Origin of the sequence: Pseudomonas sp. R45(2017) (assembly GCF_002112305.1) — a bacterium.
Classification (GTDB): domain Bacteria; phylum Pseudomonadota; class Gammaproteobacteria; order Pseudomonadales; family Pseudomonadaceae; genus Aquipseudomonas; species Aquipseudomonas paraglycinae.
This window is the reverse complement of record NZ_NEHH01000003.1, coordinates 446,566-469,352: the sequence shown is the minus strand read 5'-3', so window position 1 is coordinate 469,352 and position 22,787 is coordinate 446,566. Positions and strand designations below refer to the sequence as shown.

Annotated in this window: 24 protein-coding genes; 9 read left to right on the top strand and 15 right to left on the bottom strand. The window is 58.4% G+C overall.

Features of this window, described 5'->3' with window-relative positions:
• Positions 1-305 precede the first annotated feature (305 nt).
• Positions 306-710, bottom strand: a complete 405-nt coding sequence (locus tag CAF74_RS09385; RefSeq protein ID WP_039767046.1) for a TraR/DksA C4-type zinc finger protein — start codon at positions 708-710, stop codon at positions 306-308.
• 409 nt (positions 711-1,119) lie between these two features.
• On the opposite strand from CAF74_RS09385, the gene CAF74_RS09380 reads away from it, so the two are divergent.
• The 3 genes from CAF74_RS09380 (at position 1,120) to CAF74_RS09370 (ending at position 3,559) form a co-directional block, all read left to right on the top strand.
• Complete coding sequence (locus CAF74_RS09380; RefSeq protein WP_085746166.1) at positions 1,120-1,725, top strand: glutathione S-transferase; 606 nt, start codon at positions 1,120-1,122, stop codon at positions 1,723-1,725.
• A 2-nt stretch (positions 1,726-1,727) separates the two neighbouring features.
• Positions 1,728-2,831, top strand: a complete 1,104-nt coding sequence (locus CAF74_RS09375; RefSeq protein WP_085746165.1) for a DNA alkylation repair protein — start codon at positions 1,728-1,730, stop codon at positions 2,829-2,831.
• A 110-nt stretch (positions 2,832-2,941) separates the two neighbouring features.
• The gene (locus CAF74_RS09370) at positions 2,942-3,559 is read left to right on the top strand and encodes a LysE family translocator (protein ID WP_085746164.1); all 618 of its coding nucleotides are present in this window, start codon (positions 2,942-2,944) and stop codon (positions 3,557-3,559) included.
• A gap of 509 nt (positions 3,560-4,068) precedes the next feature.
• Here the strand turns inward: CAF74_RS09370 and CAF74_RS09360 are convergent.
• Both CAF74_RS09360 and CAF74_RS09355 read right to left on the bottom strand, forming a co-directional pair.
• The gene (locus tag CAF74_RS09360; RefSeq protein WP_085746162.1) at positions 4,069-4,725 is read right to left on the bottom strand and encodes a DUF2931 family protein; all 657 of its coding nucleotides are present in this window, start codon (positions 4,723-4,725) and stop codon (positions 4,069-4,071) included.
• Positions 4,725-6,254, bottom strand: coding sequence for a DUF2235 domain-containing protein (locus CAF74_RS09355; protein ID WP_085746161.1), 1,530 nt, complete (start codon positions 6,252-6,254; stop codon positions 4,725-4,727). The genes CAF74_RS09360 and CAF74_RS09355 overlap by 1 nt, the downstream gene beginning before the upstream one ends.
• Positions 6,255-6,426: 172 nt before the next feature.
• On the opposite strand from CAF74_RS09355, the gene CAF74_RS09350 reads away from it, so the two are divergent.
• On the top strand, positions 6,427-6,783 hold the full coding sequence (locus tag CAF74_RS09350) for a hypothetical protein (protein WP_039767675.1): 357 nt from the start codon (positions 6,427-6,429) through the stop codon (positions 6,781-6,783).
• A 67-nt stretch (positions 6,784-6,850) separates the two neighbouring features.
• Here CAF74_RS09350 and CAF74_RS09345 read toward each other — a convergent pair whose 3' ends face one another.
• From CAF74_RS09345 to CAF74_RS09315, 6 genes are all read right to left on the bottom strand, one after another.
• Positions 6,851-7,213 carry a DUF6124 family protein gene (locus CAF74_RS09345; RefSeq protein ID WP_085746160.1) on the bottom strand — a complete coding sequence of 121 codons (363 nt, stop codon included), beginning with the start codon at positions 7,211-7,213 and terminating at the stop codon, positions 6,851-6,853.
• 417 nt (positions 7,214-7,630) lie between these two features.
• Entirely contained in the window at positions 7,631-7,960 is a 330-nt protein-coding gene (locus CAF74_RS09335; protein WP_085746158.1) for an antibiotic biosynthesis monooxygenase, read from the bottom strand.
• Complete coding sequence (locus tag CAF74_RS09330; RefSeq protein ID WP_085746157.1) at positions 7,957-8,952, bottom strand: zinc-dependent alcohol dehydrogenase family protein; 996 nt, start codon at positions 8,950-8,952, stop codon at positions 7,957-7,959. The genes CAF74_RS09335 and CAF74_RS09330 overlap by 4 nt, the downstream gene beginning before the upstream one ends.
• Positions 8,953-9,015: 63 nt before the next feature.
• Positions 9,016-9,318, bottom strand: a complete 303-nt coding sequence (locus CAF74_RS09325) for a helix-turn-helix transcriptional regulator (protein WP_085746156.1) — start codon at positions 9,316-9,318, stop codon at positions 9,016-9,018.
• An 89-nt stretch (positions 9,319-9,407) separates the two neighbouring features.
• Positions 9,408-10,292 carry a universal stress protein gene (locus CAF74_RS09320; RefSeq protein ID WP_085746155.1) on the bottom strand — a complete coding sequence of 295 codons (885 nt, stop codon included), beginning with the start codon at positions 10,290-10,292 and terminating at the stop codon, positions 9,408-9,410.
• The gene (locus CAF74_RS09315) at positions 10,289-11,236 is read right to left on the bottom strand and encodes a universal stress protein (protein WP_085746154.1); all 948 of its coding nucleotides are present in this window, start codon (positions 11,234-11,236) and stop codon (positions 10,289-10,291) included. Before CAF74_RS09315 ends, CAF74_RS09320 begins: the two co-directional genes overlap by 4 nt.
• 204 nt (positions 11,237-11,440) lie before the next feature.
• On the opposite strand from CAF74_RS09315, the gene CAF74_RS09310 reads away from it, so the two are divergent.
• On the top strand, positions 11,441-12,004 hold the full coding sequence (locus CAF74_RS09310) for a GNAT family N-acetyltransferase (RefSeq protein ID WP_085746153.1): 564 nt from the start codon (positions 11,441-11,443) through the stop codon (positions 12,002-12,004).
• Positions 12,005-12,053: 49 nt separating this feature from the next.
• Here the strand turns inward: CAF74_RS09310 and CAF74_RS09305 are convergent, their stop codons facing one another.
• The 3 genes from CAF74_RS09305 to CAF74_RS09295 all read right to left on the bottom strand — a co-directional run bounded on the left by CAF74_RS09305 (position 12,054) and on the right by CAF74_RS09295 (position 14,519).
• On the bottom strand, positions 12,054-12,971 hold the full coding sequence (locus CAF74_RS09305; RefSeq protein ID WP_085746152.1) for a universal stress protein: 918 nt from the start codon (positions 12,969-12,971) through the stop codon (positions 12,054-12,056).
• An 88-nt stretch (positions 12,972-13,059) separates the two neighbouring features.
• On the bottom strand, positions 13,060-14,310 hold the full coding sequence (locus CAF74_RS09300) for a DUF4010 domain-containing protein (RefSeq protein WP_085746151.1): 1,251 nt from the start codon (positions 14,308-14,310) through the stop codon (positions 13,060-13,062).
• Complete coding sequence (locus tag CAF74_RS09295; RefSeq protein WP_085746271.1) at positions 14,307-14,519, bottom strand: hypothetical protein; 213 nt, start codon at positions 14,517-14,519, stop codon at positions 14,307-14,309. The genes CAF74_RS09300 and CAF74_RS09295 overlap by 4 nt, the downstream gene beginning before the upstream one ends.
• A gap of 392 nt (positions 14,520-14,911) precedes the next feature.
• Here CAF74_RS09295 and arcD point away from each other — a divergent pair, with 392 nt between their 5' ends.
• Positions 14,912-16,402, top strand: a complete 1,491-nt coding sequence (gene arcD, locus CAF74_RS09290; protein ID WP_085746150.1) for an arginine-ornithine antiporter — start codon at positions 14,912-14,914, stop codon at positions 16,400-16,402.
• A gap of 89 nt (positions 16,403-16,491) precedes the next feature.
• Entirely contained in the window at positions 16,492-17,034 is a 543-nt protein-coding gene (locus tag CAF74_RS09285; protein ID WP_085746149.1) for an Hsp20/alpha crystallin family protein, read from the top strand.
• Positions 17,035-17,076: 42 nt separating this feature from the next.
• Here CAF74_RS09285 and CAF74_RS09280 read toward each other — a convergent pair whose 3' ends face one another.
• The gene (locus CAF74_RS09280; RefSeq protein ID WP_085746148.1) at positions 17,077-18,465 is read right to left on the bottom strand and encodes an MBL fold metallo-hydrolase RNA specificity domain-containing protein; all 1,389 of its coding nucleotides are present in this window, start codon (positions 18,463-18,465) and stop codon (positions 17,077-17,079) included.
• A 98-nt stretch (positions 18,466-18,563) separates the two neighbouring features.
• On the bottom strand, positions 18,564-19,484 hold the full coding sequence (locus CAF74_RS09275) for a universal stress protein (RefSeq protein WP_085746147.1): 921 nt from the start codon (positions 19,482-19,484) through the stop codon (positions 18,564-18,566).
• Between the two features lie 346 nt (positions 19,485-19,830).
• On the opposite strand from CAF74_RS09275, the gene fnr reads away from it, so the two are divergent.
• The gene (gene fnr, locus CAF74_RS09270; RefSeq protein ID WP_085746146.1) at positions 19,831-20,574 is read left to right on the top strand and encodes a fumarate/nitrate reduction transcriptional regulator Fnr; all 744 of its coding nucleotides are present in this window, start codon (positions 19,831-19,833) and stop codon (positions 20,572-20,574) included.
• A 22-nt stretch (positions 20,575-20,596) separates the two neighbouring features.
• On the top strand, positions 20,597-21,580 hold the full coding sequence (locus tag CAF74_RS09265; RefSeq protein ID WP_085746145.1) for a zinc-dependent alcohol dehydrogenase family protein: 984 nt from the start codon (positions 20,597-20,599) through the stop codon (positions 21,578-21,580).
• An 18-nt stretch (positions 21,581-21,598) separates the two neighbouring features.
• Here CAF74_RS09265 and CAF74_RS09260 read toward each other — a convergent pair whose 3' ends face one another.
• Complete coding sequence (locus CAF74_RS09260) at positions 21,599-22,672, bottom strand: NAD(P)-dependent alcohol dehydrogenase (protein ID WP_085746144.1); 1,074 nt, start codon at positions 22,670-22,672, stop codon at positions 21,599-21,601.
• Positions 22,673-22,787 lie beyond the last annotated feature (115 nt).

The following is a 22,787-nucleotide window of genomic DNA, read 5'->3' as shown; positions in this document are numbered from 1 at the left end:
GTCGGCGTCAGCCAGCGACTCTTCGGCAAAACAACTGGTGCAGGCAGAGCCGCAACCAGAGATCCATCTCTCGTCATTTCGTTACCCCACGCTTGTTCTCATTGTTGTGACTGCATTAAACGCCACTACAACGCCATTATCCATGGTCCGTTAGTCGTGGGTCTGTGGCAGGTCAATGGAATGGCGGGGAGACTTTCCGGCAGACGAGAAAAAGCAAAGATCGCAGCCTTTTGCAGTTCATGTAGAAACTGCAAAAGGCTGCGATCTTTTCGCGACGACCCGCATTGAAGGGGTCGCCTCAGGAATCAGGCCTGACGCTGGTGCTTGTCGATCTGCTCGTGACGCTCTTGAGCTTCGATGCAGTACTTGGTGGTCGGGCTGATCAGCAGGCGTTTCAGGCCGATCGGCTCGCCGCTGTCGTCGCACCAGCCGAAGCTGTCTTCCTTGATACGCTCAAGGGCCTGCTCGAGTTGCGGCAGCATGCGCTGGTCGCGATCGATCGCGTTTACCAGCCAGGTGCGCTCTTCTTCCACCGATGCGGCGTCCGCCGGGTCAGCCGGGGTGTCCAGGCTTTCGATGGCAATACGGTTCTGCTCAATGCGCTCATGGGTTTCGACTTTCATGTTCTGCAACAGCTCTTGAAAGAAAGCGTGTTGCTCGGCATTCATGTAGTCATCTGCCGGCATGGCCAGCAACTTGTCCTTTGTCATTGATATCTCTATAAAAAACGTGCATTAAGGCGAATTAGGGAGCGTTCCGGCGAACCGCCTGCGGTCATCGGAAAGGCATCGTTTATTGCAAACGCCACCCGGCACTCAATTTACGAAGGGGCGGCAGTCTAAGGCCCGTTTGAGGCCTCAGCAACTGTAAATACCGGGAATTTGTCCGACAAGGCCCGGAAACTGCTCTGACACAGGCTTCACAGCGCTCATCGGAGTGCGTTTATAGCAAGAAATTCAGTCGAGCGGCTGTATATAGAAGACAAACGTCGGACGAGCGGCGCTTTGTCGCAATTCGTTACGGTCACTGAACGCAAAACCCTCCCCTCGCAAAGACTGACAAATCCCCCCAACCTCGGCTACGTTATGCCCTCCCCGGTTCGACTTGAAGGAACGCGTCATGAAACTGATCGGCATGCTGGACTCCCCTTACGTGCGCCGCGTGGCGATCTCTGCCAAATGCCTGGGGGTCGAAATGGAACACGACCCGGTCTCGGTGTTCCGCCACTTCGAACGTTTCCAGCAGATCAACCCGGTGGTCAAGGCGCCGACCCTGATCCTTGATGACGGCGAAGTGCTGATCGACTCGACCCTGATCCTCGACTATCTCGAAGCCCTGTCCGGCAAAACCCTGCTGCCCGCCGACCTGCCGCAACGCGCCAAAGCCTTGCGCCTGATCGGTCTCGGCCTCGCCGCCTGCGAAAAAGCCGTGCAGCTCTACTACGAACGCAACCTGCGCCCGGCCGACATTCAATACCAGCCGTGGGTCAAACGCGTCGAAGGCCAACTCGCCGCCGCCTTCACCGCCCTTGAACATGAACTCGAAAAACACCCACTGCCCACCGACGGCCCTCTCCAGCAGGACGGCATCACTCTCGCCGTCGCCTGGAGCTTCACCGGCCTCGTCGTCCCCGACCAGATCGACGCCGATCACTTCCCGCGCATCGCCCAATACACCGCGTACGCCGAAAGCACCCAGGCGTTCATCGACACCCCGATGACCTGACCATGAGCGCCACCGAAACCGCCGCCCCGGCCCTCAAAGAAATCTTCAACGCCGAACGCCTGCAACACATCGCCACAGAAATGAGCGCCGTGTACCCGGCGTTCAAGGCCAAGGCGTTTCTCAAGCACGCCAACGACGGCCTCGCCGACCTCTCCGTCATGCAGCGCATGGCCCGCGTCAGCGAAAGCCTGCATCACGTGCTACCGCTGGATTACGCAGATTCCCTCGCTGTCCTGCGCGAACTTGCCCCGCGACTGAACAGCGGCTTCGTCAGCATGTGCCTGCCGCACTACGTCGCGTGCTACGGCGCGCACGCGTTCGACGCTTCCATGGAGGCCCTGAAATACTTCACCACCTTCGGTTCCTCCGAATTCGCCATCCGCCACTTCCTGCGCAGCGACCTGGAACGCTCGCTGGAACTGATGCACGACTGGACCCGAGACGAAAACCACCACGTCCGAAGACTCGCCAGCGAAGGCAGCCGCCCTCGCCTGCCGTGGTCGTTTCGACTGGAACCAGTGCAGGCTGATCCACGCCTGGCCGCCGGGATTCTTGATCGGTTGAAGGCCGATGAAAGTTTGTACGTGCGCAAATCCGTGGCGAATCATTTGAACGACGTGACGAAAGAACATCCGGAGTGGGTGCTGGACACGGTTGAGGGGTGGTCGCTGGAGAACAAGCACACGGCGTGGATTGCCAAACATGCGTTGCGGAGTTTGATCAAACAGGGGGATTCTCGGGCGCTCACGGTTATAGGCGCTGGGGCGAAGGCTGAGGTTGAATTGCTGGATGTGAAGGTGGAGCCGGCGGTTGTGCGGCTTGGGGATACGATCACTCTGTCGTTTACCGTGCGATCGTTGGTGCCAGTTGAACAGCGGTTGGTGATTGATTATGCGATTGACTATGTGAAGGCGAATGGCGGGACTTCGGCCAAGGTTTTCAAGTTGAAGACGTTGGAGTTGGCGGGGTTTGGGAGTGAGGTTGTGGCGCGGCGACAGGTGATTAAGGATTTCACTACGCGCAAGCACTATGCGGGGGTACATACGGTGCATGTGGTTGTTAATGGGGAGCGGTTGGGGAGTACTGCCGTTGACATCATCACTTAATAAGCGTCAAAAATGGTCTGCTCATCGGATGACAACCGAAAGTAGCAGGTACGTTGGATCTTGAACCGAATGATAACCTCTCCAACTACTGAGCTCGCAAAGGAACGCACATGATCGATGGTCCCGCTGTTTTGACAGTTTTTTTGGTTTACCTGGCCGGTGTCGTTATTCCAGGACCCAATTTCGTTGCGGTAGTCCACAAAGCGGTAGCTGCGTCGCGGCCAGAAGCCTTGGCCTTGGTGGCAGGCATTGTATTGGTCAACTTACTCTGGGCCACCTGTGCAATAGCAGGTATCGGCGTTGTATTTGCTGCGTTTCCTTGGGCGGCGCTGATCGTAAAAGTTCTGGGGGCCGCCTATCTGATGTGGTTTGGACTCCGACTGTTGCTAAATGCCGGAAAGACCGCGCTTGCCCCCAATAATGATGCTGCCGTCGGAAACTTTCGGCAGTCGTTCATTCAGGGAGTCATCACGAACATCGGCAACCCAAAATCCATGGCCTTCTACGCCGCTATTTTCTCAGCGGCAGCCCCCGCCCACGTGTCAACAAGCACGTTTTTGTCGATGCTGGCAGTCGTAGTGGTGGTTTCAATGACTTGGTATGGAATGGTCGCAATCGCTCTTTCGCAACCTGACATCGCGTCAGCGTATCGAAGGAGGAAAAAAGCTATTGATCAATTATGCGGTGGTTTGATTTTGTCTCTGGGGATCCGGCAGCTTGTTCAATGAGTCAGGGAGGGATGCGGATATATTTACTTTCGGACTGCTTTTGGCCCAGATCCTGTAAACACACGTGGCATTTTCTCGCGGCAGGCTTCAGGCTGGAAGGAATGTCAAACTATCAAGATTGATCTCGGCGTAAGAACCTATATCCCCCTTGTAAAGCGAGACCCTGGACACTCCCAGCTCGGACTGTAAGATTTCGACAAGCTTTCTGAGGTTCTTGTTTTTACACATCGAAGCCGGACGTACCACCGTTGCCTGTCCGGGTTCGTCATCGTAAATTCTGATCAGAAACGTATCCTCTTCGCTCTGTATTTCGTAGTTATAACCACGATACTCATACCCGAGGTCGTGGTCGACGTCATCAAAGCGAGTAGTTTTTATTATCTTCAAAGTGGCATCCAGTATTCGATCACCATAGAAGGATCGTTTCAAAGAAATGCAAAAAATGGGACGCATCTAGTTATCAAAAGAGCCGCCCTATTTTTTTCCGACTCGCTCCCGTTTTCCAAGATTTACCAGCTGCCATACGGAATGCCGAATTTTTCGATATAACGCTTGGACTTTTCACTAACCGGATAAGCGTAACGCCCTTGGTTCTTACCCTGACTCGGACCTAACGGTTCGATTTCGGCGTTGGCCCTGGCCACTTTCACTGGATGGTGACACGAGTCCCTGACCCAGACTTGTACAACCCCACCGGGAGCCAGCCCCAGGTAGATAGAAGCGGAATAACTCGCTTGCTCCTTCGGAGTTTCCGGACAACGCTGATTGACCGACGTCCTCATTAATTGCCTGGCCTCTTCAGGCACATCCAACCAAACACTATAGGTCTGAGGTTCGACAATCGATTGCCAACGCACGTAAATGCGTTTGGGGAGATCGGCACCAATCACTGGCTTTGCAGCAGCGCCCAATGCGTGCCAGCCTCGTGCAGATTCTTTACCGTCTTCAGGCTCCCCGCCAGCAGCTGTACCTCCTCCCGTACGCTTGAACAGCTTGCCGTTTATATCTTCGACGGCACTGTCCTCCACCCACACCTTCATATAGTAAGGCTCAGTAAACGCGAGCTCCCACGACTCGGACTTAGGGTCGTTTTTGGCAGACAGCGGGTCCGCAGACTGACAGCCAGTCATGAACAAAGCACAAAACAGGGTTACAAAAACTCTCATTACCAAAGCGTCCAATCAGGTACGTGTGGGTGTAGCACGCGGATGGCATCGGCGGTCGGGGCGTTGATGTATACCGCATTTAGTCCGCTGCCATCTCTGCGGCCGAGTGGATGGTTCCAGTTTGCGGACATATGAATGTACTTGAGTTTCAGCAACTGCTCCTCTTCAGGCGTGGTGCTGTAGTCACCCGCAACGAACCGATCACACAAAGCTTGAAGTTCTGCGGGGACGGCCAAATCCGGAGTGTCAGGAATATCGTTGAATCGAGCGCCTTTCTCTTTTGCCAGATGATGCATCACTCTCAGGTAAACCCTGGATAGCACGCCACTCACCGGACGCTTGAGCTGTACAGCTGCGTAAACACGTTTAGCGCTTGGACTCAGCCGATCTTGCGGACTATTCGGCACCAGAAGCGCTTCTGGAGTCACAATCTCAAGCATGTCTGCAGGCCATCCCTTGGATAACCACTGGTTTCTAACATTAACCGCATCGCTGTAGATCGAGCTAGTCACGACGTCGGTGTTCAGTGGCACGATCAGTGTTTGCATTGGGCTAACAAGAACACACTCCTGCGCTTCCTCCAGATACCCTCCGCCGATGTCGGAATGCACTCCAGGCAGAATAATCTCCAGATGATCAGGTTTGACGCGACTGAGTGCGAAGTTGGCTCTGCATTCATCACGAGCAACCAACTGAGCGACATCACTGAAAAAACGACGATCAAGGTAAAGCTTGATACCCGTCGCAATTGGACTTTTGATGTTTCCCAAATTCGACCAACCAGCAATCGAGGGCACTGTATCGAATAAGCCGATAAACCCCATATTGATGTCGCTTTTATACTGGTCATTGAATCTAGGACCGAATGCTCTCGGTAGATTTCGCAGTACATGACCAAGAGGGCCGCGACTGGTGCGAACAATTTCGTTGGCGAAATGCCGTGCGGCTGCGGCGCCACGACTGAAACCAAACGTATCGAACGTCAGTGAGGTGATTTCACTGTCCGGGTTATCTTCCAGGACTCGATTGATCGCTTGTTGGATCATGGGAAACACGGACTCGACTCGCCCTGCGACACCTGTTTCTCCGCGCCCGGTACCAGCACCGAGTGTGCTGTCTTTTTCGCCAGATCGCGTACCGATGCCCTCGACGTAGACAACGCGGGAGGCTCGTCCCCCTTGCGCTACAGGAACCGCGTCATACAGCTCACTCAGCTTTTTGATATTGCTGACATCGTTGCCATAACTACTATCCGGATCACCCATATACGGCTTGCAACTCGCATCAATGTCTTGAGCAGCAATCGGATGATGAGCACCACACAGAAGCCCGGCCGCCGCGTTATTCGCATTATTCCCCGTACCATCGAAGAACACTCCGATCCGCAGGGCTATGCCAATTTTTTCACGTGCAGATGCCGGTTCCTTCCCGTGTTTCTCATACTCAGCCCAACGCTGGGCATGAATATCGACGGGGTCGGTTCCTTTGTTGCGATAGTTTTTAGGCGGGTTGGGGATGTAGCCACTCAATCCTTGATTCCTTCTTCTGATCCTTGAAGAACGGGCCGAAGGGTGACAGCGGAAATCGGGGGGCGCAAGGCGTGGCCGCATGCCAGCACCTGGCCCTCTTACTCCTTGCCTGCAATGGTGGCGCCGAGCCACGAATGATATGGTTCAGCCTCAAAACCAGGGACGACACCTCGTGCACAAACAATGTCTGGCAGCAGCAGTAACCTTCGCCATCAGTTTTTCCGCCCTTGCCTCTCCCGTACCGCAGGAAGAGCTCGAAGAGTGCCAACGAATAGAAAACTCGGCCAAACAGGTCATGAAAACCAGGCAGCAAGGCGTGCCCATGGCTTCGGTGTTGGAACTGGCCGAAGCGGCAGGTAAGCAGAACGAGTATGTAGGTGAGGTGTTCAAGTCGCTGATCCGCGAGGCGTACGAGATTCCTCAATACTCAAGCGAGAGCTTGCAGCAGAAAGCGATCAGCGATTTCCATTCCAATTTCTACAAGGCTTGCATCGTGACGGCGGAAAAGAGAGCAAACGCCAACGGCTGAGCTTAACGAACAAAAAAGGGAGCAGATTCAGGTAGTGAATCTGCTCCCTTTTTACTGAAGGACAGCCTTAAGTCTTCAGTTCGACGTTATCCAACGCCTGATTCACCGCCAATTCTCCGAGCATCACAATCTGCGCAATCCCTATCGCAGTCTTACGGTGAGCGGGCTCCAGCGTGGCCGCAAAGTTGTTGAGCATTTCGCTGGCCGAGCCTAGGGATTCGCTGGCATTGGCGAGCAGTGATTCGGTGTCGTACGCCGGATTCGCCAAGTACATCGGGTCGTGCTTGTGGTGACTCCCCATAATCCGTTGCTGCGGAGTGAGGTAATGATCGAGCGCGCGTTCGGCGGCTTCGTTCAGGGTTCGGGAGTCGGGGAATCTGTAGGGTGAAACCGGATCGGTTTCCGGGGGGTTCGGTGTCGGTTTGATCATGGTGAAACTCCTGATTTTGATTAGGAGCTACCAGCATCACTTGCAGATGATGGGTGGCAGCCATGTGCGGGTCTGCAAGACCGGGAAACCAGGCACCCGGCAGACCCGAGGGTCTCCCGCACAAAGCCGCCATTGCGCGGGCGCGAACGAGCGTCCTTTTGGCAGGCTGTGCGACTGGTTTTCCGGCGGGCTTGCAGACCCGATCACTGATGGGCAGTGACGGGAATCAAGTTACGGTCGGGGGGCCAGACGCACAAGCCGGCGGATTCTGTCTTAGGTGTAGGGGACGGCGCAAGGCGCTGTGGGCATCCGGGTGTGACAGCAGGACTGATTTAAACAACCAAAGCGCAGAGCGTTTAATTCCGGACAAAAGCCGGACTGTCACCCAGTCCGGCGCCCTCATCACAAACGCAAGTTTCAGTTTCCGGGCCAAAGAGCCCCATCATCTCCACCCGCAGTAAAAGCCGCCCCCTCAATGTGATAAACCTGCGGCGCCTCCGAAAAATACCCCTCCAGCCCCAACATAAAGACCCTGTGATCCTCCCCCGCCTCAAACTCCGTATGAGCCTCAAGAGACTCCCACCGCACGATCAAATTGAACCGCTCCGGCGTTTCAATCCCCTGCGCAAGCATGTGCCCGCCATACCCATTCGCGCGGCGGAGCAAAGGTGCAACCTCGGCAAATGCACGTCGGAACTCATCAACACGTTCTGCGTGAACAGGCAACAAAGCGATCTCATAAATCATGACGCATCCCCCACAGAACCCGAACGAGGCGCCGGCACAACAGCAATCGCAATCTTCCCTTGAAGACCATTGTTGGGACTTTCCAACCGAGCATGGGCCAGCGCAATCTCCGCAAGCGAATACACCGCGCCAACATGTGGCCGCAGTTGACCGCGTTCCACCAGGGCACTCAATTCATCGAGCTTGCCGCGGTTCTGGCGGGTGAAAACGAAGTGATAGCTCGCGTTCTTGCCCCACGCCTGAACGAGGTTTTGTGGTTTGGCGATGTCGACGATCGAGACCACGCGGCCAAGTTGTGCGAGGGCGTCGGGGCTGCGCGCGAGTGTGTCGCCGCCGATGGTGTCGAATACCACGTCTACTCCGAGGCCATTGGTTTCTCGCAGGATGGCTTCGACGTAGTCTTCTTTTTCGTAGTCGATGATCACATCGGCGCCCATGCGGCGGACGAACTCGGCGTTTGCTGCACGCGCGGTCGTGAACACCTTGGCGCCCATCGCTTTGGCGAGCTGGATGGCGACGTGTCCGACGCCGCCTGCGCCACCGTGGATCAAGATGCTCTCCCCCACTCTGAGCGCCGCCCGCACGATCAGGGCTTCCCACGCCGTCCCGCCCACCAGGCTCAAGCTGGCCGCTTCGAGGTGGCTCAGCGAGGAAGGCTTTTTGCCGATGATGCTGGCGGATGCTACGTGATACTCGGCATAGCTGCCGGGGCCGTCGAAGATTTGCGGCGTGTACCAGACTTCGTCGCCCGGCGCGAAAGCCGTCACGCCGGGGCCAACCGCCTCGACTACGCCGGAGACGTCATGTCCGGTGATGGCTGGCAGTTGCACCAGATCCTGATAGTCGCCGCGTCGGACTTGATAATCCAATGGATTGATCGAGGTGGCGTGTACCCGGACCAGCACTTGCCCCGCTTTCGGCACGGGCTTGGGTACGTCGCAAAGTGTGAACGATTCCGGGTTGCCAAATGATTCAAGCAGCATCGCTTTCATGTTGAATCCTCGTATCGATAATAAGGGATATCGAGATATCTCGATATCATGCGGTAAATTTTTTTACAGCTCTTTCCCTATGACCTCGGCCAAGGCGCTGATGTTGGCTTCATTGCGCTTGTAGTAGGTCCACTGACCGATGCGCCTGACTTCAACCAGGCCCACACGCTGCAGCGTTGCAAGATAACCGGACACCGTTGACTGCGAGAGTCCGATGCCCTCTTGAATACTGCTCACACACACGCCCACCGTGTGAACGTCGCCCTCTTCCTGCGGAGGGAAGTTCTTTACGGGGTCTTTCAAGCCTTTCAGGATTTCAAGCCGTACCGGGTTTGAGAGTGCTTTGAATACTTCGATCAGGTCCATGCGGCGAGAATATCGAGATTGTTCGATATGTCAATACGCTGATTGACCAACGGAAAGCATCTCGCCTGCCGAGAGCCCGGCAACGCTCGTCAAACCGCCAGAACGCAGCAAGGTACCTGGTAAAGAATGTGCTCGGTGGTACTGCCCAACCATTTGCTCAAGCCCCGGTTGCGAACTCTTCCCATCACGATGACATCGACATGCTGCTCGTCGGCGAACTCGCTCAGCACAGTGACTGGCCGGCCTTCAACGAAGTGGCGCTGACTGGAGGCCACACCGAACTGCCCGGCCAGTCGAAGAAACGATTTTTGCAGGTCCTCGCGCAGTGACCGAGTCAGCTCGGCCAAGGGCGATCCTCCCATGTCCGCCAGGTACGCGGCGGAAATATCGCAGGCATAGAGCAAGTGCAACTCGGCGTCGCACTGAATGGCCAGGGCACTGGCCTGCCGGATGATCTGCTCGTTCAACGAGTTGTCGGCGGACTCGGTATCCGATACCTCGACCGCCGCCAGCACTTTACGAGGCAATACATAGCCGCTTCCGCCCACCAGATACACAGGTACCGGACAATCGCGCAGCAATTGCCAGTCCAGCGGCGTGTAAAACGCGCGCCTGAGGGCCGACACCTGTTCGATTTCCTTGATCAGCAGATCGGGCCCATACGCTTTGACGTGATCAAGGATGCGCTGCTCCACATCAGCGGCCCAGTCCACTTCGGTGGTCACCTCGATCCGCCTGCCGCGCAGATTGACCGCCCGGGCTTCCAGCGTCTGCCGGTGTTCCTCAAGAAATGCTTCGCGTGCCTGTGACCGGTTGCCTGTTTCCAGCAGCGACAAACCGTCGAGCGAGGGAATCAGCGCCAATATGTGCAAGCGCGCGCCACTGGCCTTGGCCAGCGCCGCGGCATGGTTGATCGCAGCGGACTCGCGCAGGAGCGGATTGATGATCAGCAATAACCGTTGATACTGGCTCATAGAGACCTCTCGTCAGATCCAGGACTTTGCACTTCGGTTCGAACGACCGGCCCCACCGCCAGGATGCTGCCGGGTACCGAATACAGCGCCCGTTCAGTATTGCTGCCCATCAACCGATCAATACCTGCGCGGTGCACCGTGCCCATCACGACCACATCCGCCACGTATTGCTCGACAAACTCGCTGATGACAGGCACTGGCAGGCCCATTACAAAATGGCGTCGCTCAGGCGGGATCCCGTAGCGATCGGCCAGATTGATGAACGCCTGATGCAGGGACTGCCGCAGCTCCTCGACAAAATCCACTCCCCATCCGGCACCGACCAGCGGCGCGTCGCCATTGAAGGCCGGTGACAGGTCATAAGCGTAGAGCAGGTGCATGGGCGCGTCACATTGCGCGGCCAGCGCGTTGGCAGTCTGAATGATGGTGTCATTCAGACCGCTGATCTGGGTCTCGGGATCGAACGGATCCACGGCCGCCACGATCCGATGCGGCAGGCTGTAACGGACCTCGTTGACCAGATGCACAGGCACCGGACATTCGCGCAGCAAATGGCAATCCAGCGGCGTTATGAAAACCCGCTTCAGGAGGGGTTCGAGCGTCACATCCTTGATCAGCAAATCAGGTTTGAGGTCTGCGACAGCCCGCAGGATATCCAGCAGCGCGTGGGTGGTGAACACCACGTTCACCGTCACCTTCAGTCCCTGTTCCGAGAGTAGCTCAAGCTGATCGGCTACCCAGCGACGGTGGTGGCGCAGATAGCGCTGATACCCGACCTCATCGATTTTGTCCTCCCACAGGTGAACCACGGGTGCCGGTTCAGCGAAGACCCGAACGTCCAGCGCCGCCCCGCTCGCCTTGGCCAGCGCCACCGCGCGCAGCATGGCGGGCGTCTGATGCAGGGTCTGGTCGGCGACCAGCAGCAAACGTTGATATTGCCCCATTACACACCTCCGCAAGACAACCGCAGTCTTTGAGACTGAGCCTGCGCGACTGGTGCACAGTTGATTTACATCAACTTCGGACCATTCAACATCGCCGGTCTCTGACCCAGATCAGATTCCTGCCCATTGAGCGGCGTAGAAAGAAAGCGACTGCAGGGCGCTGTGTCCCGCACCCGTCTTTAAAACCGCAAGGAGGGTCTCCTCATGCTCACCGTCAAAGACCACAACGAACGAGCCGCCAATGCCTATGCCTCGATCGCCGGGCAACACTGGATCGAAGCACTCAGGGACGGTCGCCATGTGCTGATCCGGCCCCTTTCGGAAAAGGATCGGGAACGCGAATATGCGTTCATCAAACGCTTGTCTCCGGAGTCGCGACACATGCGCTTTCTGGCGCAGATCAACGAACCGTCGGGCACGATGCTGGATCAATTGATGGACACCGATAATCGCCTGCGCCTGGCCTACGTGGCGCTGGTGCACGACAACGGCCAATTGATCGAGATCGGCGTAAGCCGCTATGCCGCCACGGGTGAACACGAGTGCGAATGCGCCGTTACCGTCGCCGATGAATGGACGCACCTGGGACTGGGGACCCTGTTGATGGAGCACCTGATCTCGGCGGCACGCAAGAATGGAATGCATCGGATGTATTCGGTCGATGCTGCCAGCAATGCCCCGATGCGTGACCTGGCCCGGACGCTGGGGTTTGAACGGCACAATGACCCTGACGATCCCCGCCAGGTCATTCACAGCCTGTACTTGTAGCCTCTGCCGCCGGCGAACGTCCGTACGGGCGATCGCCGGTGCTCCGACGCTAGAGTCCCCTGCCCGGCTTGACCGCCAACACACTGCACGGTGCCCGGTGCAAGAGTTGTTCGGCGGTGGTGCCCAGCAGTTTGGTCAGACCCAGGTGCTGCACCGTACCCGCCACGATCATGTCGACATTTTGCTCTTCGACGAATCGGCAAATGGCCGGTACCGGCGCACCTTCGATGAAATGACGACACTCCTTCGACACGCCATGACGCTCGGCCATCGCGGCAAACGCCTCATGCTGCGCCGTGCCCAGTGCCTCGTAGATACCGGTGGCCAGCGGCAACGCACCAAACCCGAAGTCCTGCGCATAGGCGGCGGTCCAATCGTAAACGTGCAACAACTGCAGCCGGGCATTGCACACCTCGGCCAGCTTCGATGCGGCATCGATAATCTGGTCGTTGAACACCAGATCCTGATCTTCGCTGCGCAGCACGTCGATGATCGCCAGAACATGACGGGGGCGAGGGTTCAAGGCGTTTGTCACGAGGTGTACCGGGATCGGGCAATCGCGCAGCAGTTGCCAGTCCAGCGGAGTAAAGAACACCCGTTTCAAGGCCGACTCTTCATGAGCATCCTTGATGATCACCACCAACGGTATCTCATTGATGAATTGCAGAATCTCCGCGTAAGGGTCCTGGACCCAGACCACTTCGCTCGTGACAACGATCCCGTGTCCACACATCCGGGTCGCCTGTTCTTCAAGCCAGTGGCGATGCTTCTCCAGGTAGGCTTCACGGGCCACGGCCACCTGTTCGGGGGCAAACAGCCCGGCCACTGCCAGCGCCTGTAAATAATCGAATGCCACGATATGCAGCGGTCTTTGCAGCGCCTGCGCCAATGCCAAGGCACGATCGAATGCCGGCGTGTGGTTCATGGTGGGCGGAGCGATCAGCAGCAGGCGGGGTTCCTGTGACATGGTGCACCTCGGCATTGAGCGATGGCAGGGAATGAGTCTCAGGCTGCCCCTTTTACCGACCACCACTTTGATTTTTGTCAGTGTCCGGTCAAATCGTCGCTCGATCCACCAGCAGACCGGCCCACATGGCAGCGGTCAGCAGAATCTGACCGGGTATGACATACGCGGCGAAGCGTCGTCCGCCACTGATCCAGGCCACCAGGCACTTGCTCAACGCGTTACTGCTGACCGCCAGCAACACGGGTGGCGCAATGGCGCTGTAAGCCAACAGGCCACCCTTGGCGAGCGTGGCGATTGAAGCCGTGGAAGAATGGGCATCGGCGAATCCGCTTAGCACGGCAGTCAGCATCACGCCCGCCTCGCCAAAGTGATCGAGCATCAACGAAGACAAAAACGTCACGCCGGCCATGGTCAACGTGACCGCCAGCGCGAGCTTGAGATTGAACGCCCCGCCGACCTTGATCGGTTGGTTCGCAGCGACCGCGAGCCTGGGGAACAGCAGGCCCAGGCTGAACAGCAGCGTTACGCCAAACCCGGCCAGCAACGGCCCCCACAGGTGCGGCAACAGCGCGGTGTCGACCGCGCCGAGGATCAGCGCGACCTGCGCCGCCGTGGCCAGGTTCGACAGCAGGGCCGCCGCACTCAATACCTTGAGGTGCTCCGGGTCTTTGCGGGCGATATGCCCCATCGCCGCAATCGTCATGGTGCTGGAGGCGAAACCGGACGCGATGGCACTGACCGCGTAGCCGTAGCGCACACCCAGCGTGCGCACGGCGATATGCCCGATGGCGCCGACGGCCATCAGCAACACGGTCAATGTACAGAGGGTGCGCAGGTTGAGTGCCGAGTAGGGACCGATGAACCGGTCAGGCGTCAGCGGCAACACCACCAATGCTGCGATCAGCAGCACCAACCCATCGCGCATCTCCGCTTCGCTCAACTGGCTGCGGGCGAAGTGATGGAGTTTCTGCCGGTAAGCCAGCAGCCCCGCCATGACCACGCCAATGGCGATTGCCAGTTCCGGCGCTGTGCCGCATAGCGCGCCCAGTACCAGCACCGTGAGCAAGGCCACTTCGCTGGTCAGCCCCGGATCAGTGCTCAGGCTGCGCCAGTAAGCCACGCTGATCAGCAGCGCCAGACAGCCGCCCACAATACCCAACAGCAGTGCGCCGCCCACTTGCATCGCGACGTAACCCAGCAGCGCCGTGATCGCGAACGTGCGCAACCCGGCACAGGCACGGCTGTCGCCGCGCCCTTTATGCCGCTCGCGCTCCAGACCGACCAGCATGCCGATACCCAGCGCTGCGGCGGCCCCCGCCAGACCCAGTGCGTCGTTCATAGCGCGACGGGGTCACCGGCGCGCGTGACCCTGGGTCGTGCAACCGGCGCTGTATCGACAATCGTTGGCCACACATGAGGCGCATCGATCCGTGCCTTGAGCTGATCGACAAAAGATTGCGCAGCGACCTTGCTGTCAAACCTGACCACGAATGCATCCATTCGCACGATCCATTGATCGTCGCTCGGTCCACTGATTTCAATGTTCATCATCACCTCCAATCGCCGAAAGCAATCCGTCATGCAGTCACCGTTACGTCCTTCGAAGCAGTGTCGTGAGCTCGCCATGAATAGGCTGTCGCCGATGCTATTGCGCCTCAGCGTCAGGCTGAACATTGCAGTCATGTACCGGGGTGGGCGCTGAACCAGACTGCGCCGGGCTACGTGTCCGACACTTGATAATGATCAACAATCCACGCCGCAAACGGTCAGGGTAATCCCTGTGTCAGCGCTCACATCGTGGCGGCGCCCAGGCAAAAACACGGTGTTTGTTCTTTCTGATCTAGATCAAACGGCGTCTGAGTGTTCCCGCAGAAATTAGAGTCAGCATTCACGCCAACGCATTCGGTGAGTGCATACCACCTCGTTTCCCGGAGGCTCCCATGGCTACGCACCTGCAAGGCACGCATTCAACTGTTCCTCCCACCGGTCAACCGATGACGGGCCGTTTGCAAAAAGTCGAGAGCAAACGGCTGTCCCTGAGCCTGCTGATTGCGCTGGTGGTCGGCTCGATGATCGGCAGCGGCATTTTCAGCCTGCCGCAGAACATGGCGGCCAGTGCGGGCGCCGGGGCGATTCTGATTGGCTGGTTGATCACCGGTGTCGGCATGCTCTCGCTGGCATTGGTTTACCAGACACTGTCCAACCGTCAACCGGCGCTGGATAACGGCGTATTTGCCTACGGCCGGGCATTGGGCGGCGAATACCTCGGGTTCAATTCGGCCTGGGGCTACTGGATCAGCGCATGGATCGGCAACGTCAGCTACCTGGTGATTCTGTTTGCCGCGTTAAGTTACTTCTTTCCACTGTTCGGCGAAGGCAACAACACGGCGGCGATTGTCGGGGCGTCTGTGGTGTTGTGGTCGCTGCACTGGATGATCCTCAGCGGGATGCGCACGGCAGCACGCGCCAACGCGCTGACTACCGTGGCCAAAATCGTGCCGTTGCTGTTGTTTATCGGCCTGGTGATCGCGGCATTTCAACGTCAAACCTTCAGCGTCGACTTCTGGGGTTCGCCGGCGCTGGGCAGCACCCTTGACCAGGTCAAAAGCACAATGCTGGTGACGGTCTGGGTATTCATCGGCATCGAAGGCGCCAACGTGTTTTCCGCCCGGGCGGCAGAAAGGGCCAATGTCGGACGCGCCACGGTTATTGGTTTTGTCATCACCCTGTTGCTGCTGATTGCTGTGTCTCTGTTGTCGCTGGGCATTCTCAGGCAACCGGATCTGGCAGCCCTGAAAAATCCATCCATGGCCGGTGTGCTTGAAGCTGCGACAGGACCTTGGGGAGCCGTTCTGATCAGCATCGGCTTGATCATCTCGGTGGGCGGAGCCCTGCTCGCCTGGACACTGCTGGCGGCGGAATCGGTATTCACGCCAGCCAGGGAAAACGTCATGCCGGGCGCACTGGCCGAGGAAAACAGCCGTGGCGTGCCGAATCACGCCCTGTGGATCACCAATGGCTGCATTCAACTGTTTCTGTTGCTGACTTTGTATTCAAGCGCCAGCTACCTGGCGCTGATTTCCCTGGCCACCTCGATGATTCTGCTGCCGTACTTGTTCAGCGGCCTTTATGCGCTGAAGCTGGCCTGGCAAGGGCAGACCTACGAGGGACATCTGGGCCTGCAAATACGCGACGTGGCCATTGCCCTGATCGCCACCCTGTACTGCGTGTGGCTGCTGTACGCCGCCGGGCCGAAATACATGCTGCTCAGCGCTTTGCTCTATGCCCCAGGCTCATTGATTTACCTGGCCAGCATGAAATCGCGCCAGGGACAACCGCTCAACGGCCCCGAAACGGGACTGCTGATCATCATCTGGACGGCGGCGGCCTTCGCCGGCTGGATGCTGTGGACCGGGGCACTGACGCTTTGAGGCCAGTGCCCGCGCCGTATTTTTTTTCCAGGGTGGACTCGCGTACAGGACATTTGCAGCCTGCCCTTCATCTGAGAGGAGTCGTCAAAATGAGCAATTCCGTGAAAAAAATGCCGATCCATCCCGAGGACAAATCGAGCCAGCTGCCCCTGCCATCAGACCCGTGGCGCCCTCTGGAAAAACTCCGGCAACAGGTTGATCGCCTGTTCGAAGATTTCAATCGCGGTTCGGCGCTGTCGCCGTTCAGCCGTGGACTGTTCGATGTCGAACCCTTCTGGCGGCGCGAACTGAGCAGCCACGGCCTGCCTGCCGTGGACATCACCGAAAAGGACAAGAGTTTCGAGATCACGGCCGAGTTGCCCGGCATGGATCAAAAGAACATCGAGCTCAAGCTGTCCAACGGCAACCTGATCATCAAGGGGGAGAAGAAAGAGGACAAGGAGGAAAAAAGGAAGGGCTATCACCTCAGCGAGCGTCACTACGGCTCCTTCGAGCGAGTATTCAATCTGCCCAAGGGCGTTGATGCCGAGAAGATCGAAGCCAGCTTCAGCAAAGGTGTGCTGAACATTTCCCTGCCGAAAAAGCCCGAAGCCATGAAGGCGGACAAGGTCGTGCCGATCAAGGCCGACTGACCGCCTGACAGCCTCCGCCCGATAACGGCGGGGGCTTTTTCATCAGAGTCGCGAATGCTCTGGGGCATCGGTTTCGCCTAAATCCACGCTGTCACGATACTCCGGCACCGACACCGACCATCCCAGTTCCAGGCTGATGCGGCGGCGCAGCGTGTCGGATGCGTTTGGCTCGCCGTGCACCACGAAGGTGTGTTTCGGCGGCCGCTTGAATCCACGCAACCACTGCATGATTTCATCGGTGTCAGCATGCGCCGACAGGGTTTGCATGGGTACCACCTCAGCGTTGATGGGTACGTCCCTGCCATGGATGCGTACGCTGGGAGCGCCCGCGACAATCTGCGCCCCACGGGTGCCACCGGCCTGAAAGCCCGGCATCAACAATGTGTTGAGCGGGTTGGGAGCCAGCGCCTTGAGATGATGGACGACCCGCCCTCCCGTCGCCATGCCGCTGGCAGCGATGATCACCGCCGGGGTGCGCAGTTGATCAAGCTCTCTCGAGTCCTGAACAGTCCGGACAAACTGCGCGACATGGCACATCCCGTCGCAGGCCTGCGCAGACAATTTGTGCTCGCTGCGAAATCGCTGATACAGGCCCGTGACGTCAGTAGCCATGGGACTGTTCAGGTAGACAGGAAGATCGGGAATCGCTTTTGTGCGTTTCAATTGATACAGGTGATACATCAGCAATTGGGCACGTCCGACTGCGAACGATGGCACCAGCGTGATGCCTCGGCGCAACGCAGTACGGTTGATGACCTCGGCCAACTGTTGATGCGGCGATTCGGCTGGATGCCTGCGGTCGCCGTACGTTGACTCCACCAGCAGAAAGTCCGCTTGCTCGACGATTTCCGGGGCGAGCATCAAGGGATCATCCGGTCGGCCAAGATCCCCTGAAAACACCAGGGACCGTCCGTCGGCAACCACCGTGACCGTCGCTGCGCCCAGGATATGCCCGGCGCAGTGTAGTTCGATAATCATGCCGGGGATGATTTGAACCTTGTGACGCAACTCCACCGGCCGTAACAGTTTCAATGCTTGTGCCGCATCTTGCTCGGTGTAAAGCGGCTGCGCCGGGTTATGCTTCGAGAAGCCATGCCGATTGGCGAACTCAGCCTCTTCTTCCTGCAATCGGCCACTGTCCAGCAACAGGATCTTTACCAGTTCACAGGTCGCTGGCGTGGCGTAGACCGGGCCGCGATAACCATTGCGTACCAGTACCGGCAGATAGCCGCTGTGATCAAGATGGGCATGGGTCAGTACAATCGCGTCAAGACCGCCGAGAGGGAGCGGGAACGGGTCGCGGTTGTGCAATCGCAGTTGCTTGTAGCCTTGGAACAGGCCGCAATCGATCAGTACATGTTGATCATGATGTTCCAGCAAATACTTGCTGCCCGTCACCGTGCCCGCAGCACCCAGAAATGTGATTCGCATGGCCGTTTCCTTGAACGCTCAGAGGAGCACTATTGAGCGCTCCTTCTGGCTCGGGAGCCGTTGATTTTTATCAACTGCAGGCCTGACAGCGCTGACTTTCACTCGGAGGGCTGCGGCGGTTTGACGATCATCAGACTGCAGGGAGCCTGGTTCAACACGCTCTCGACGATACTGCCGATGAACCGGTGTTTGCCGTCGGGATACAGCGTGCCCAGCACCACCATGTCAAAAGCGTGCTGCCGGGCAAACAGGCCGATGACCTTTTGCGGGATGCCGGTCAGCAAGTGTCTGCATGAACTCTGGATGCCGTAGCGTTCAGCGAGTGCTTCGAAAGCTTCTTGCTGGGCGTCCTCGATTGCACCTTTCAGACTGCCATCCAGGCTGCCTGTCGGCACACTTGCGGCCCCATCACCCATAACCGCCCAGCAACCGACATTGAGCAGGTGCAGCGTCGCGTCGCAGCCGGCCGCCAGTGTGGAAGCGAGGTCGAGTATCCGGTCGTTCAACCCTTGCGTCAGTTCTTCCAGATGCGACAGATCGACCGCCGCAAGAATTTTCATTGGCCTGGCATGCCCGGCGTGGGTCACCAGGTGCAGGTGTGCCGGACATTCGCGCAGCAAGTGCCAGTCCAGCGGGCGATGAAAGGCGCGGTCGAGTGCCGGGACGTAATGGGTATCCTTGATGACCAGGTCCGGATGAAAGTCATTCACGTACTCAAGCACGTGCGCCAGGTTCGATCTGGCCCAGACCACTTCAGTAGTAACGTTCAAGCCAATGCATCGTTTGAAGCGGGCCTGCTGCTCCAGCCAGTGCCGATGCACTTGCAGATACCCTTCCCGCGCCTGGGCCATTGCTTCCGGTGCAAACAGCCCGGCCGCTGCCAGCACCGGGACATAATCGAACGCGACGATGTGCAACAGCGCTCCGCTCGCACCACCCAGCGCATAGGCGCGTTCAAAGGCCGGGGTCAGGATCATTTCACCCGGGGCTATCAATAGAATGCGTTTGAGTTTGAGCATCACGTGCCTCTCCCCGAAACGTGTATCTGGAAGATTGCAAACTTCATTTCCTGTGCCGGAACCCGGGCGTCGAAGCACGCACAAAGGCTTGATGCATGACGTCCCCCAGCGTGGTCACAACAGGCAATGCTGTCGTTCAAGTATCTGGCGGCGTTCGTGCGCAGTACTGATTTTTATCAATTGAGTCGGCGTTGCGTCACAGCAGTGATGCATGACTCATTTCCAATACGCCTGGATATTCGACAGCAACGGCTCCGTTCGTCGTTTCAGCTGGGCTCACGACACTTTTTGCGTGTCCAAGGCGCCTTGAGAACTATGCTCAACAGGTGACGGGGAGGGTTTCCTGGTGGCAGAAACTCGCGCGTACCACGACCAGCATCTCAAAACCGCATGCTCCAGTTGCAGCGTGCTGGAGCTCTGTCTGCCGCTCGGCTTGACCGGTGGGGAAATCGAGCGTCTGGACACGCTGATCGTGCAGAGATCGAAGGTCAAAAAAGGTGTGGCGCTCTACCGTGCCGGCGACCCCTTGCGCTCGCTTTATGCCGTGCGGCTGGGCTCGTTCAAGACCAGCGTGCTGTCGATCGACGGTCGCGAGCAAGTCACCGGGTTCCAGATTGCCGGTGAAATGCTCGGTCTGGACGCCATCAGTTCGGATCTGCACACCTGCGATGCAGTCGCGCTGGAAGACAGCGAAGTCTGCCCCATCCATTTCGGTCATCTGGAAAAACTGGCCAGGGAGCTGCCATCACTGCAGCACAACCTGAACAAGATCCTCAGCCGGGAGATCGTTCGCGATCACGACATGCTGATGATGCTGGGCAACATGAGCTCGGATGAACGCTTGGCAGCGTTCCTGTTGAACATGTCGCAACGCTTGAACTCTCGTGGTTATTCGTCGCGCTGCTTTGTGTTGAAGATGCGTCGGGAGGAGATCGGCTCTTACCTGGGCCTGCGCCTCGAAACCATCTGTCGCGGCATCGCCCACCTGCGCGACATGGGGCTGGTGGAAATCGCCGGCCGCGACGTCACCATTCAGAACATGGATGGGCTCAAGCAGTTGATCGTCGGCTGCCATCGTCACCTGCGGTGACCCTGCCGACGGGAGTGACGTCATGCGCGCCATGGTTCTGCACCGCCCCGGCCAGCCTTTGATACTTGAAGAGCGGCCCATTCCCACGCCCGGCTCACACCAGTTGTTGATCAAGGTTTTGGCCTGCGGGGTGTGCCGTACCGATCTGCATCTGGTCGACGGTGAGTTGCCTCAGGCACGGTTGCCACGGGTGCCGGGGCATGAGGTGGTCGGCGCCGTCTCGGCCGTCGGTAGCGATGTCGGGCCCGAATGGGTCGGCCGAAGGGTCGGCGTTCCCTGGCTGGGCCGAACCTGCGGTCAGTGTTCGTTTTGCCGCACGGGCCGGGAAAACCTTTGCGACAAGGCCCAGTTCACCGGTTGCCATCTCGACGGTGGTTATGCCGAGTACCTCGTGGCCGACGCCCGTTTCTGCCTGGTCATTCCTGAAACCCTTTCCGATACCCAGGCTGCGCCGCTGCTGTGCGCAGGGCTGATCGGTTTTCGCGCATTGCAAATGGCCAGGGAGGCGCGCCATTTGGGGCTTTACGGTTTCGGGGCTGCGGCGCATCTGGCGATTCAGGTCGCACGCGCACGCAAACAGAAGGTGTATGCCTTTACACGACCGGATGACAGCGAAGGCCAGCGCTACGCCCGATCGCTGGGCGCCGAATGGGCCGGGCCTTCGGATCAGCCACCGCCACACCTGCTCGATGCCAGTCTGATCTTCGCCCCGGTCGGGGCCCTGGTGCCGTTGGCGCTGGCTGTCACGGCCAAAGGGGGGGGCGTGGTCTGCGCCGGAATTCACATGAGTGACATTCCGGCCTTCCCCTACCGGCTGCTGTGGGGCGAGCGCAGCGTCCGCTCGGTGGCCAACCTGACCCGCGAAGATGGCACGGCTTTTTTCGCGGAGCTGCAGCACGCCCCGGTGCACTGCGACACCACCCTGTTTGCGCTCGAAGAAGCCAATCAGGCACTGGAGCGATTGCGCGCCGGGCAATTCAACGGCGCGATCGTGCTCGTCCCGTGAGCGGCAGGACCTGCACCTTCACGGTGTAATCGCCACTTTCATCACCCCGTCACGCTGGTGCGCAAACAAGTCATAGGCTGCTTCGATGTCATCCAGTTTGAATCGGTGAGTCACCAGCGGTGACAGGTCAACCATGCCGCTCTGCACGACCGCCATCAAACGCCGCATACGCTCTTTCCCGCCGGGGCACAGGGTGGTGACGATGCTGTAATCGCCCAACCCGGCCGCAAAGGCGTCGAGGGGTATGTGCAGGTTGCTCGAGTAAACACCCAGGCTCGACAAGCGGCCGCCCGGACGCAGCACGCGCAACGCCGATTCAAAGGTACCTTGTGTGCCCAGTGCCTCGATCGCGACATCGACACCGCGCCCATCGGTGAGGGCCATGATCTGCTCGACCACATCGCCCTCGCGAAAATTGACGACATGCGTGGCCCCCAATCGACGCGCTACCGTCATGCGTTCGGCCACCGCATCGACACCGATGATCGTGCTGGCGCCTTTGAGCCGGGCACCGGCGACTGCACACAGACCAATGGGGCCGAGGGCGAATACGGCGACGCTGTCGCCGATGCTCACCTCGCCCCGTTCGGCACCGGAAAAACCGGTGGACATGATGTCAGGACACATCAGCACTTGTTCATCACTGAGGCCGTCCGGTATTGGACACAGATTGGCCATGGCATCGGGCACCAAGACGTATTCGGCCTGGCAGCCATCGATGGTGTTGCCGAACTTCCACCCGCCGATGGCCCGGAAACCATGACGAGTGTCCGGCCCGTCCTGAGAACCACAGCCACACAGGCAAGCATAACTTTGCCCACTGGGAGTGATGGCGCCGGCAATCACGCGTTGCCCCTCTACAAACCCGCGCACCTGTGATCCCAGACGCTCGATGAAGCCCACCGGCTCGTGACCGACCGTCAAACCCTGCGCCACCGGGTATTCGCCGCGCAGGATATGCACATCCGTACCGCATATAGTCGTGGTGGTTATTCGAATCAAAGCGTCCTGCGGGCCAACTTCGGGGATCGGCTTGTCGTCGAGCACGATGCGATTGTTCTCGACGAAAATCGCGGCTTTCATGGTGGCCATGAGCATTCTCCTGAGGGATTCGACTCGTAACCCAGCCTGCGCCGCACGGTCTGGCCAGCGTTTGATAATGATCAACAATCGACGACATCCACCTCGATTGACCACCCGTCTGACG